The organism is Haemophilus sp. THUN1692 (assembly GCF_059704395.1).
This window is the reverse complement of record NZ_AP046579.1, coordinates 2,025,513-2,038,143: the sequence shown is the minus strand read 5'-3', so window position 1 is coordinate 2,038,143 and position 12,631 is coordinate 2,025,513. Positions and strand designations below refer to the sequence as shown.

General features: G+C 38.8%; 11 protein-coding genes. 7 read left to right on the top strand and 4 right to left on the bottom strand.

What is annotated here, in order from left to right; translation table 11 throughout:
- Nucleotides 1-12 precede the first annotated feature (12 nt).
- From mglC to AC6H0A_RS10485, 4 genes are all read right to left on the bottom strand, one after another.
- Nucleotides 13-1,023 (bottom strand): galactose/methyl galactoside ABC transporter permease MglC, encoded by a 1,011-nt coding sequence (gene mglC, locus AC6H0A_RS10500; protein ID WP_005641122.1) that lies wholly within the window; start codon nucleotides 1,021-1,023, stop codon nucleotides 13-15.
- An 18-nt stretch (nucleotides 1,024-1,041) separates the two neighbouring features.
- Nucleotides 1,042-2,562 carry a galactose/methyl galactoside ABC transporter ATP-binding protein MglA gene (gene mglA, locus AC6H0A_RS10495; protein WP_005641120.1) on the bottom strand — a complete coding sequence of 507 codons (1,521 nt, stop codon included), beginning with the start codon at nucleotides 2,560-2,562 and terminating at the stop codon, nucleotides 1,042-1,044.
- A 65-nt stretch (nucleotides 2,563-2,627) separates the two neighbouring features.
- On the bottom strand, nucleotides 2,628-3,623 hold the full coding sequence (gene mglB / locus AC6H0A_RS10490; protein WP_005641118.1) for a galactose/glucose ABC transporter substrate-binding protein MglB: 996 nt from the start codon (nucleotides 3,621-3,623) through the stop codon (nucleotides 2,628-2,630).
- Nucleotides 3,624-3,808: 185 nt separating this feature from the next.
- Nucleotides 3,809-4,807, bottom strand: a complete 999-nt coding sequence (locus AC6H0A_RS10485) for a substrate-binding domain-containing protein (protein ID WP_005641116.1) — start codon at nucleotides 4,805-4,807, stop codon at nucleotides 3,809-3,811.
- A 210-nt stretch (nucleotides 4,808-5,017) separates the two neighbouring features.
- Between AC6H0A_RS10485 and galT the strand changes: the two genes are divergently transcribed.
- From galT to mlaE, 7 genes are all read left to right on the top strand, one after another.
- Nucleotides 5,018-6,067: a galactose-1-phosphate uridylyltransferase gene (galT, locus tag AC6H0A_RS10480; protein WP_005641114.1), complete on the top strand. Its 1,050-nt coding sequence runs from the start codon at nucleotides 5,018-5,020 to the stop codon at nucleotides 6,065-6,067.
- 68 nt (nucleotides 6,068-6,135) lie between these two features.
- Nucleotides 6,136-7,290, top strand: coding sequence for a galactokinase (galK, locus tag AC6H0A_RS10475; protein WP_005641112.1), 1,155 nt, complete (start codon nucleotides 6,136-6,138; stop codon nucleotides 7,288-7,290).
- 9 nt (nucleotides 7,291-7,299) lie between these two features.
- Nucleotides 7,300-8,322: a galactose-1-epimerase gene (gene galM, locus AC6H0A_RS10470; protein WP_497512643.1), complete on the top strand. Its 1,023-nt coding sequence runs from the start codon at nucleotides 7,300-7,302 to the stop codon at nucleotides 8,320-8,322.
- Nucleotides 8,323-8,450: 128 nt separating this feature from the next.
- A complete protein-coding gene (gene corC, locus AC6H0A_RS10465) occupies nucleotides 8,451-9,350 on the top strand; it encodes a CNNM family magnesium/cobalt transport protein CorC (protein WP_005641108.1) in 900 nt (299 codons plus the stop codon).
- A 123-nt stretch (nucleotides 9,351-9,473) separates the two neighbouring features.
- The gene (gene lnt / locus AC6H0A_RS10460; protein ID WP_005641106.1) at nucleotides 9,474-11,012 is read left to right on the top strand and encodes an apolipoprotein N-acyltransferase; all 1,539 of its coding nucleotides are present in this window, start codon (nucleotides 9,474-9,476) and stop codon (nucleotides 11,010-11,012) included.
- 39 nt (nucleotides 11,013-11,051) lie between these two features.
- Nucleotides 11,052-11,846, top strand: coding sequence for a phospholipid ABC transporter ATP-binding protein MlaF (gene mlaF, locus AC6H0A_RS10455; protein ID WP_005641104.1), 795 nt, complete (start codon nucleotides 11,052-11,054; stop codon nucleotides 11,844-11,846).
- Nucleotides 11,843-12,628 carry a lipid asymmetry maintenance ABC transporter permease subunit MlaE gene (gene mlaE / locus AC6H0A_RS10450; protein ID WP_005641102.1) on the top strand — a complete coding sequence of 262 codons (786 nt, stop codon included), beginning with the start codon at nucleotides 11,843-11,845 and terminating at the stop codon, nucleotides 12,626-12,628. The genes mlaF and mlaE overlap by 4 nt, the downstream gene beginning before the upstream one ends.
- Nucleotides 12,629-12,631 lie beyond the last annotated feature (3 nt).

Here is a 12,631-nt window from a genome sequence, read left to right as displayed (position 1 = left end):
AGGTTGTTTGTATTATTTTTTCTTCGCGTATTTTAATGAGTCAATGGCTACCGCTAGAATAATAATGCTTCCTTTGATGATGTATTGCCAGTAAGGGTTTACACCGATGTAAGTTAAACCGTAGTTGATAACAGTAAAGATAATAACACCTGTGATAACACCAATTACGGTACCTACACCACCAGCGAAAGACACACCACCCACTACGCAAGCGGCGATAGCGTCTAATTCATACATGAAACCTAAGTTGTTAGTTGCAGAACCGATACGACCAGCTTCGAGCATACCGCCAAAGGCATAGAACATACCTGCAATCATATAGATTACAACTAAGTTACGTGCAACGTTTACACCAGATACTTTCGCTGCTTCTGGGTTCCCCCCAATAGCAAAGACGTTTTTACCGAAGCGTGTTTTGTTCCACATAATCCATACTAATAATGCTGCGATAGCTGCATAGATCGTGATGTAAGAGAGTTTAAAACTACCGATTCGGAAGAAACCTTGTGCGAATATTGAAAAATTTTCGCTAAAACCTGCGATTGGGGAACCACCTACTGCATCATAGTAAAGTGAGTTGAATCCATATACGATAATCATTGTGCCCATTGTCGCAATAAATGGAGTCACATTTAAATAAGCAATAATTAAACCATTAATCAAGCCGATTAGCGCACCCACCGCGCATACTGCGAGAATTACGACAGGAATTGGAATTTCTCCCATTTCAGGGAACACTCGGTTCATATTTTCCATTGACTGCAACATGGTTGCAGAGATAACCGCAGCCAAACCAACTTGGCGACCAGCAGATAAGTCTGTCCCTTGTGTAATCAACAATCCAGCAACCCCGAGAGCAATAATTAAGCGCACAGAAGATTGGGTTAAGATGTTACTGAAGTTGATTAAATTTAAAAAGGTTGGATCTTGCGCAATAATAATGCCGAGCAAAATCAGCAAGACAAAATAAATCGCATTTTGTTTTAATAAATCAAAGGATTTGTTTTTTTGTAAGGCACTCATGATTTGTTCCTTTTATCTTTATAAATATTTCGCAGCGAGTTGCAAGATTTCTTCTTGTGAAGTTTTTGCAGTTTCTACAATACCCGCTAATTTACCGTTACTCATCACTAAAATACGGTCAGTTACACCTAGTAATTCAGGCATTTCTGATGAAATCATAATAATGCCTTTATCTTTTTTAGCGAGTTCTTGAATGAGTTGGTAAATTTCAAATTTTGCCCCGATGTCGATACCACGAGTCGGCTCATCAAGCATCAGAATTTCAGGTTGAGTTAAAAGCCAACGACCGATAATGACCTTTTGTTGGTTGCCGCCAGAAAGAGAACCAATTGCTGTTCTATGTGATGGCGTTTTAACATTCATTGAATCAATTACCCACTGGGTATCACTTTTCATTTTCTTCGTGCTAAGTAATTTCCATGGTGTGAGATAAGATTTCATATTTGAAATCAAAGAGTTAAATTCAATGCTTAAATTAGAGTAAATACCTGTTGAACGACGCTCTTCAGTTACCAATGCAAAGCCATTATTAATCGCTTCAAGTGCGGTATGATTTTTCACGGTTTTTCCGTGTAACTTGATCGTTCCTTCGGTTAATTCACGTACGCCAAAAATAGCTTCAACGATATCGGTACGTTTAGCCCCTACAAGACCTGCAATACCGAGAATTTCACCTTTTCGTAATTCAAAAGATACGTCTTGAATGGATGGTTGATTTTTAGCGGTAAGATTTTCTACCTGTAAAATTACTTCTTTTGGCGTGTTTGTTTTTTCAGGGAAACGCTGTGTTAATTCACGACCAACCATCATTCCGACAATTTGTTCCATGCTGGATTCTTTCACGTTTACCGTATTGATCCATTTACCGTCGCGTAGAATAGTAATTTCATCACAGATTTTGAAGATTTCATCCATTTTGTGAGAAATATAAATAATGCCACAACCGCGTTGTTTTAATTTGTCGATAATTTTAAACAGATGCTCAACTTCTTTTTCAGAAAGCGAGGATGTTGGTTCGTCCATAATTACGATTTTAGCGTTGTATGAAAACGCCTTCGCAATTTCGATCATCTGCATTTGAGAAACTGAAAGTTTGGCGACTTTTTCTTTAGGATCTACATCAATATCCAATTCATCAAAAATCGCTTTAGTATCACGGTACATTTTGGCGTGATCGACAAAAGGTCCTTTAAGTGGATAGCGCCCAAGCCACAAGTTATCCATTACGCTAGTTTGGCGCACTAGGTTGAGTTCTTGGTGCACCATTGAAATACCATTCTCAAGGGCTTCTTTAGATGTTTTAAAGTTGACGGGTTGACCTAGGAAAAGGATTTCACCTTCATCTTTGGCATAAATGCCAAATAAGCATTTTAATAATGTAGATTTGCCCGCGCCGTTCTCACCCATTAAGGCATGAACAGAATGTGATCGAACCGTTAAGTTTGCGTTATCTAAGGCTTTTACACCTGGAAAGGACTTGCAGACATTGGTCATTGTGAGCAGCACTTGGCTGTCTTGACTTTGAGTTTGAGATGTCATATCCAACCTCGTTAAAAAGGGGAAGGGTAACTTCCCCTTGGATTACAACAAAAATTGATGAGAAATTATTTTAAGAAGTCACCTAAGTTGTCTTTATCTACACCAACATAAGGGATACGTACAACACGATCTTTTAATTCCCATTTTGTGCCTTCAGTTGCTGCTTTGCCTTGTGCTAAGTTGTTAGATAATTGAACAACCGCTTTACCTTGGTTCACACCATCGTTTAACACAGTACCAGCAAGTTCACCTTTTTTGATGAGTTGTAATGCTTCTGGTAATGCATCTACACCGAAGATAGGGAGTTTTTTACCATGTGCTTTGGTTGCTTCTAATGCGCCTAATGCCATGCCATCGTTGTTAGAAATAATGACTTCAATGTCGTTCGCTTTAGAGCTAGATAACCAAGCATCTACTTTATCTTTCGCCATTGCAGCATCCCACATACCAGTATCAATAAATAATTGTTCAGTTTGGATACCTTTCGCATTAAGTTCTTCAACTACGAATTTTGTACGAACTTCAGCATCTGGGTGACCTGGTTCACCTTTTAATAATACAAATTGGATTTTACCATCTTTATTTAAGTCTAGAGCTGGATTCGCTTTCCATTGTTTTGCAATTAAATCCCCTTGAATTAAGCCAGATTCTTTTGGTTCAGTACCTACATAGTAAGCGTGTTCATAAGAACCGATAACTTTTGCACCTGGGTCTTTATTAAAGAATACAACAGGAATGTTATCTGGTTTTGCTTTGCTAATAATAGTTGGTGCTGCAGCTGGGTCAACTAAGTTAATTGCAAGAGCTTTCACACCTTTGGAAAGTAATACATCAACTTGGTCATTTTGAATTGATTGTGCATTTTGGGAGTCATTCATTAAAAGTTTAATACCGCCAACTACTTTAGCCTCTTTGTCGATCTCTTTACGCATTAATGACATAAAATTATCATCATATTTGTAAATAGTGACGCCGATTTTACTATCGGCTGCAAAACTTGAAGATACTGCTCCTAAACCGATAGCCAAAGCAACCGCACTTAATACTGCTGTTTTTTTCATAATAACGCTCCTATTTTGGAATGTTGATGTTAGAGGGAAATATTGCATTACATTCTGCAATTAATCCCATATTAGCGAATAATTTACTCGGAATCTGTGATCAAACTCACATAAAATGAAAACGATTACATTAAAAATTCAGATTTGTGATCACTATCACATTTTATGAGTGATCACCTTCAAATTTAGATAGATTCCACAGAAAAACGACGTACTAATGTTGGGTTAAATTGAATTGTTGATGGCGTTCCCACCTCATTATCGACAAGGCTTAATGCAAGATTAGCCGCATAAGTTGCCATTAAATCAATAGGATAGCGAATAGTTGTCAATTTCGGAATTAAATAACGAGCAATTGGCATATCGTCAAAACCAATGATTGAAAATTGGCTTGGTACACTAATATTATTTTCATTGAGAACTGAAATGGCTCCCGCAGCCATCGAATCATTATAAGCCACAACTGCAGTGAGATCTTTGTTATAACTAAGCAAATCAATCATAGCTTTTTCTCCACCTTCGAAGTCTGGTGAATTGTGCGTGATGGCATGCTCAATAATTGGATAATTGTGATCTTTTAATGCAGTCAGATAACCATCTCGACGCTCAATTTCATCGAAAATTGCATGGTTAGATCCAATATATGCGATATGTTTATGACCACAACGGATAAGCATTTCCGTTGCTAAGTAGGTTCCTTTTTTATTATCTAAACTTACGCAACAATTTTCATAGCCTTGAATCACTCGGTTGATAATCACCATTCCTGGTACTGTTTTCAAATAATGGCTAAGTTCATCGTCAGATAATGCTTTGGAATGCACAACTAAACAACTACAACGCTTGCGAAGTAAAGTATCAATAGCTTCACGCTCCTTCTCTGCATGGTGATAGCCAATGCCAATCAAAATTGTTTTACGATGTGCTTCTGCAACTTTATCTACGGCTTTCACTAAAATAGCAAAAAACGAGTCTGTTACATCGGTAACAACCACACCAATCGTATCGGTGTTTTGTATTGCAAGGGCTTTAGCATTTGCATTTGGTTGATAATTAAGTTGCTCAATTGCTTGTCTTACGGCAAGGCGGGTATCTTCACTCACTGAGGGATGTTGATTTACAACGCGAGAAACAGTAGCAATAGATACATGGGCTAATTCGGCTACATCATGAATGGTGCTCATAGAATGCTCTCCATAATGAAATCACGTTTCTTATTATGTTCTTTCTAAATAAAATTGAAAGCGGTTACTTTCTGATTTGTAACCGAGATCACAAAAAACTTTTAGAGATTTTCCCATTATGTGATACTGATCACGGTTTATTTTTTTGAATTTGCTATCTTATGCGCAGTATTTTGTGTAATCGTTTACAATTTAGCAAGGGAGCCAATTATGAGTGATATTTTTGAACCAACAGAGCATCCACATCGTCGCTATAATCCGTTAATTGATCAATGGGTTTTGGTATCACCACATCGTGCTAAGCGTCCATGGCAAGGGCAACAAGAAAAAGTGAATGAAGAACAAAAACCAAGTTATGATCCAACTTGTTATCTTTGCCCGAGTAATAAGCGTATTACAGGTGAATTAAATCCAGATTATCGTAAACCTTATGTGTTTAAAAATGATTTTTCCGCGCTTTTAGAAGATACGCCAGCCCCTGAAAAATCCTCAGATCCACTTTTCCAAAGTTCCCAAGCCCGTGGTGAAAGTCGAGTCATTTGTTTCTCTCCAGATCATAGTAAAACATTGCCATTATTGACCGCACTTGAGATTGAAGAAGTGATTAAAGTATGGCAAGAACAACTTCGTGAACTCGGCGCAAAATACCAATGGGTGCAAATTTTTGAAAACAAAGGGGCAGCAATGGGGTGTTCGAACCCACATCCACATGGTCAAATTTGGGCGAATAGTTTCTTGCCAAATGAAGTTGCTCGTGAAGATCACACGCAACGCGATTATTTATTAAAACATGGTTCAGTAATGTTAGTGGATTATGTGAAACGAGAACGGGAGTTACAGGAACGTATTGTCGTTGAAACTGAGCATTGGGTAGCTTTAGTGCCTTATTGGGCTGTTTGGCCATTTGAAACATTGCTTTTACCAAAAACGCATGTAAAACGTTTAACTGAATTAAGTGACGAACAATCAAAAGATCTTGCGGTTATTTTGAAAAAATTGACAACCAAGTACGACAATCTATTTGAGACCTCTTTCCCATATTCAATGGGGTTTCATGCCGCACCATTTAATGGAGAAGATAACGAACATTGGCAGCTACATGCTCATTTTTACCCTCCTCTTTTACGCTCAGCAACCGTGCGTAAATTTATGGTTGGATATGAAATGTTAGGCGAAAGTCAGCGCGATTTAACGGCAGAACAGGCTGCAGAGCGATTACGTGCTTTGAGTGAAGTTCATTATAAAGAAAGAACTAAATAATATAGCCAGCCTCCTCTTTAGCAAAGAGGGGGCAGATCGAGTACAGATTTAATATAAAGGATAGAAATATGACCCCAATCCAAAATGCTCAACAAATTTTCAATAAACAGCATAAAAATTTGCCAGAAATTACCGTCTATGCACCTGGCCGAGTAAATATCATCGGCGAACATACCGACTACAACGACGGCTTTGTTATGCCTTGTGCGATTAATTTTGGTACAGCCGTTTCTGGTACAAAACGAGATGATCATATTTGGAATGTTTATGCGGCGGATCTTGATGAAACTGATGAATTTTCTCTCAATGTTGAAATCCCTAAGAGTGAACACAAATGGGCTAATTATGTGCGTGGGGTTGTAAAATTTATCCAAGAACGTTACCCGCACTTTCAACAAGGTGCAAATTTAGTGATTTCTGGAAATGTGCCGCTTTCTTCTGGATTAAGTTCATCTGCAGCGTTAGAAGTTGCGGTGGGTAAATTCTGCCAACAACTTGGCGATTTGCCGCTTTCTCACACGGATATTGCACTGAATGGGCAAAAAGCAGAAAACCAATTTGTTGGTGCTAATTGTGGCAATATGGATCAGTTAATTTCTGCGCTTGGGCAGGAAAATCACTTACTGATGATCGATTGTCGTAGTCTTGAAACCACTCCAACACCCGTGCCACAAGATGTTGCCGTTATTATTGTGAATTCAAACGTACCGCACGATTTGGTAACGGGTGAATACAATACTCGCCGTCAGCAATGTGAAGAGGCGGCAAAATTTTTTGGGGTAAAAGCATTACGTGATGTTTCAGTTGAGCAATTCCAAAAAAGAGAAGCGGAATTGACCGCACTTTCTCTGTTAGTAGCAAAACGTGCTCGCCATGTCGTAACAGAAAATCAACGAGTACTCGATGCAGTGGAAGCATTGAAGAAAAATGATTTGACTCGTTTAGGTGAGTTAATGGGGGAATCTCATGATTCAATGCGTGATGATTTTGAAATCACCGTGCCACAAATTGATTATTTAGTTGAATTAGCTCAACTTGTTATTGGCAAAAGTGGCGGTGCACGTATGACGGGCGGCGGTTTTGGTGGTTGTATTGTCGCACTTGCGCCGCATGATAAAGTCGATGCAGTTCGTAAAATTATTGCGGATAATTACGAGAAAACGACTGGTTTAAAAGAAACTTTTTATGTGTGCACAGCATCTCAAGGTGTTCGAGTGATTTAAGAGAAAATGATGTTAGAACAAACCACTTTTAATGCGCCTGATGGTGCCCCTTATCAGCTTATAACCCTGCAAAATGAAAATGGGATGCATGTTCAATTTATGGATTGGGGGGCCACTTGGCTTTCTTGTAAAGTGCCAGTGAATGGCACTTTACGCGAGGTTTTATTGGGTTGTAAGGTAGAGGATTATCCCACTCATCAAAGCTATTTAGGCGCAAGCGTAGGGCGTTATGCAAATCGTATTGCAAATGCACAATTTGAATTGAATGGTGAACTCATTCAATTGAAAAGTAATCAAGGTAAACATCAACTTCATGGTGGAGAGGGCTTTGATAAACGCCGTTGGAAAATTCAAGAGTGCGGTGAGAATTTTGTGTGCTTTTCATTACATTCAGAGGATGGTGATCAAGGTTTTCTTGGTAATGTGGATGTGTCTGTAACCTATACGCTAACAGATGATAATAGCGTAAAAATTGAATATGCAGGGATGAGTGATAAGGATACTGCATTGAACTTAACGAATCATGCCTATTTCAATTTAGAAAATGCAGAGCAAGGCAGTGACGTGCGTGAACATACATTACGTTTAAATGCTGATTTTTATCTGCCTGTAGATAATGAGGGGATTCCTAATTCTCCATTAAAGCACGTAGTGAATACGAGTTTTGACTTCCGTATTGCTAAACCCATCAAACAAGATTTTTTACAAGGAGATCAGCAAGCAACAAAAGGTTACGATCATTCCTTTATTGTCAATAAAGCTTGGCAAAAGCCTTGCGTGTTACTAACTTCTCCAACTGGTGATTTAAGTTTGGAAGTAAGAACCTCGCAAGCCGCATTGCAGGTTTATACGGGTAATTATCTTGCAGACACACCAACGAGAAATGGCGGACAATATGCCGATTTTTCTGGCATAGCACTAGAAACTCAATGCTTACCCGACACACCAAATCATCCTGAATGGCAAAATTACGGCGGAATTCAAAAAGCAGGCGAGCAATATTATCAATGGACAGAGTTTAAGTTCTTATAGAATTGAAGTGCGGTAGAAAATAAAGAGATATTTCACCGCACTTTTCTTTTATCTTGCTTTATCTTTTGCGAAGATGATCAAAATATGATACTTTTTCGCCGTCAATAAGACATCAACTACAAACCAATATGAACGACGAACAGCAAAATTCAAACCAATCTGAAAATACAAAAAAAACTTTTTTCCAATCTTTATTTGGTCGCTTTTTTCAAGGTGAACTAAAAAATCGTGAAGAACTTGTCGAAGTGATTCGCGATTCAGAACAAAACGATTTAATTGATCAAAATACGCGTGAAATGATTGAAGGCGTGATGGAAATCGCGGAGCTTCGTGTTCGCGATATTATGATTCCTCGTTCACAAATTATTTTTATTGAAGATCAACAAGATTTAAATACTTGTTTAAACACAATTATTGAATCCGCTCATTCTCGTTTTCCTGTGATTGCCGATGCGGATGATCGCGATAATATCGTAGGTATTTTGCATGCGAAAGATTTATTGAAATTTTTACGTGAAGATGCCGAAGAGTTTGATTTATCTTCATTATTACGCCCCGTCGTGATTGTTCCAGAAAGCAAAAGAGTGGATCGTATGTTGAAAGATTTCCGCTCTGAGCGTTTCCATATGGCTATTGTGGTGGACGAATTTGGCGCGGTATCCGGCCTTGTTACCATTGAAGATATATTAGAACAAATTGTTGGCGATATTGAAGATGAATTTGATGAAGAAGAGGTCGCGGATATTCGTCAGCTTTCTCGTCATACTTATGCTGTGCGTGCGCTCACAGATATTGATGATTTTAATGCGCAATTTAATACGGATTTTGATGATGAAGAAGTGGATACCATTGGTGGGCTGATTATGCAGACTTTTGGTTATTTACCAAAACGTGGTGAAGAAATTACGTTGAACAATCTTCAATTTAAAGTCACCTCGGCAGATAGTCGCCGATTGATTCAACTTCGAGTCACTGTGCCAGATGAACATTTGGCAGAAATGGATGATGTGGAAGAAAAAGCCGAATAGCATTTTATCATCCTTAAATGATGGCGCGCGTTTTATAACGCGTGCTTTTTATTTACTTGAAATGGAATTTTAAATTTCAACACAAAAGACGCTCGTGAGGGCGTGCAAAATATAATTGAATCTATGAATAAATATTTTACTTATCTTATCGCGATTACGTCTGGTTTACTCGGTGTTTTTGCCTTCTCGCCATTTGATTATTGGCCTTTAGCCTATGTGTCTTTACTCGGTTTACTTTATGTCGCTAAAAATCCTAAAAAATCCACCGCACTTTTAGCGACGTTTTTGTGGTCGATGGGATTTTTCTGCTTTGGGGTGAGTTGGCTTAATGTCAGTATTCACCAATTTGGCGGTGCGTCTTTAGGTGTGAGTTATTTCCTTGTCGGTTTACTTGCGGCTTATCTTGCGCTATACCCGATGCTCTTTACCTATTTGGTTCAGCGTTTCAACGTTCAAAGTGCGGTAATTTTCGCCGTGATTTGGACATTGACAGAATTTTTACGAGGTTGGATTTTTACCGGTTTTCCTTGGCTTCAGTTTGGTTATACACAAATTGACAGCCCATTTTATGGCATCGCTCCGATTTTTGGAGTAACAGGATTGACGTTTTTTACCGTTTGGGCAAGTGCGGTGGTTTTTAATTTTGTTTTATCTTTGTTTAAAACAAAAAATCTTAAATTAGTCTTGGCGAATGTTTTGTTATTGATCATCGTGGGGGGATTAAGTGCTTATTCATCCCGAATTCACTTTGTAAAATCTGTTGAAGATAAGGCAATTTCAGTCACACTTGCGCAAGGAAATATTGAACAAAATCTAAAATGGGATCCGGCTTATTTTTATTCTACTGTGGCGATTTATCAAAAATTAATCGTAGAAAATCTTGGTAAAACCGATTTAATTATTTTGCCTGAGTCAGCATTACCAACTCTTGAAAATGCGATTACGCCATTTTTTGAAGGATTAGATCGAGCGGCTAAAGAAACGAAAACGGAGATAATGGTTGGAACCGTATTCCAAGATACGAAATCTGGTAAGTTGCTTAATTCTATTATGACCGCTGGAAACCCAGATTTTCCTTATCAGCCAGATACGTTAAATCGTTATAGTAAGCATCATCTTGTGCCTTTCGGTGAATATGTTCCGCTAGAAAGTATTTTGCGACCACTTAATTCCGTGTTTAATTTGCCGATGTCTGCATTTCAAAGCGGGGAGGCGATTCAGCCCTCTTTAATGGCAAAAAAACGCGCTTTTTCGCCAGCAATTTGCTATGAGATTATTTTCGGTGAACAAGTGCGACAAAATTTGAAACAAGATACGGATTATTTGCTCACAATTTCTAATGATGCCTGGTTTGGTGATTCGATTGGGCCTTGGCAACATTTACAGATGGCAAGAATGCGGGCTTTAGAATTGGGTAAACCGCTTATTCGTGCAACGAATACGGGGATTTCAGTCTTTGTTGATGCACAAGGTAAGGTGTTGGCGCAGGCACAGCAGTTTATTGAAACAACGTTGACGCATAAAATTGCACCAGCGGAAGGCAAAACCCCTTATTCTGTGTTGGGAAATATGCCTTTATATGCTTTATCATTGTTGTTTTTAGTATTACACGGCATGATGGCGTTTGTTCGTCGTAAGATGAACCTTTCACAAAAACGCTAGTCAAAACGACCGCACTTTTTATTTATAAACGAGATTTTAATGAATCAAAATCTAATTGAAGTTAAGAATCTCACCTTTAAACGCGGTGATCGCGTGATTTACGATAACCTGAATTTGCAAGTAAAAAAGGGAAAAATCACTGCGATCATGGGACCGTCGGGGACTGGTAAAACCACCTTACTTAAATTGATCGGTGGGCAGCTAATACCAGAACAAGGTGAAATTTTGTTTGATGGGCAAGATATTTGTCGCCTATCTAATAGTGAACTGTACGAAGTACGCAAGCGGATGGGGATGTTATTTCAATCCGGTGCGCTTTTTACGGATATTTCTACTTTTGATAATGTCGCCTTTCCAATTCGTGAACATACACATTTGCCTGAAAGTTTAATTCGTCAAATCGTATTGATGAAATTGGAAGCGGTTGGGTTGCGAGGCGCTGCCGCATTGATGCCTTCAGAACTTTCTGGTGGTATGGCTCGTCGAGCTGCATTAGCACGCGCTATTGCGCTTGACCCTGATTTAATTATGTTTGATGAGCCATTTACTGGGCAAGATCCAATTAGTATGGGCGTAATTTTGAGCCTGATTAAACGATTAAATGAAGCGTTAAATTTGACTTCTATCGTGGTGTCACACGATGTGGAGGAAGTATTGAGTATTGCAGATTATGCCTATATTATTGCAGACCAAAAAATCATCGCAGAAGGAACATCTGAGCAGCTTGTACAAAGCCAAGATCCGCGAGTGGTGCAATTCTTAAAAGGTGAATCTGATGGTCCTGTGCGCTTTAAGTACCCAGCGCAAGATTATGTGAAGGAATTGTTTGAATGATCGTCAATTTTATTTCTGCTTTAGGAAAACAGGTGATCGACTTTTTCCGTGCATTAGGGCGAGCAGGTTTTATGTTATTTGGCGCATTGATCGGCAAGCCACAAATTCGTAAGCATTTTCCTTTGCTTGTGAAGCAAATGCATGTTTTAGGTGTCCAATCGTTACTCATTATTTTGTTGTCCGGTTTATTTATTGGGATGGTATTAGGACTACAAGGTTATGTCGTGTTAGTCGATTTTTCTGCTGAAACAAGTTTAGGTCAGCTTGTGGCGCTTTCTCTTTTGCGAGAATTAGGGCCTGTTGTTACCGCACTTTTATTTGCTGGTCGAGCAGGTTCTGCATTGACGGCTGAAATAGGTTTAATGAAAGTCACTGAACAACTTTCTAGTCTTGAAATGATGGCTGTTGATCCTTTACGTCGAGTGATTGCACCTCGTTTTTGGGCCGGCGTTATTTCCATGCCAATTTTGTCAATCTTGTTTATCGCAATTGGTATTTGGGGCGGTTCCTTAGTCGGTGTGGATTGGAAAGGTGTTGATTCAGGCAGCTTTTGGTCTGTGATGCAAAATTCCGTGAGTTGGAGCTATGATCTTTTAAATGGATTTATTAAAGCGGTTTTCTTTGCGGTTGCTGTAACTTGGATTGCGCTGTTCAATGGTTATGATTGTATGCCAACATCAGAAGGTATTAGCCAAGCTACAACACGAACAGTTGTGCATGCATCTCTTGTTGTTCTTGGATTAGATTTTATTTTGACTGCTATTATGTTTGGAGCAGGTTAAGGA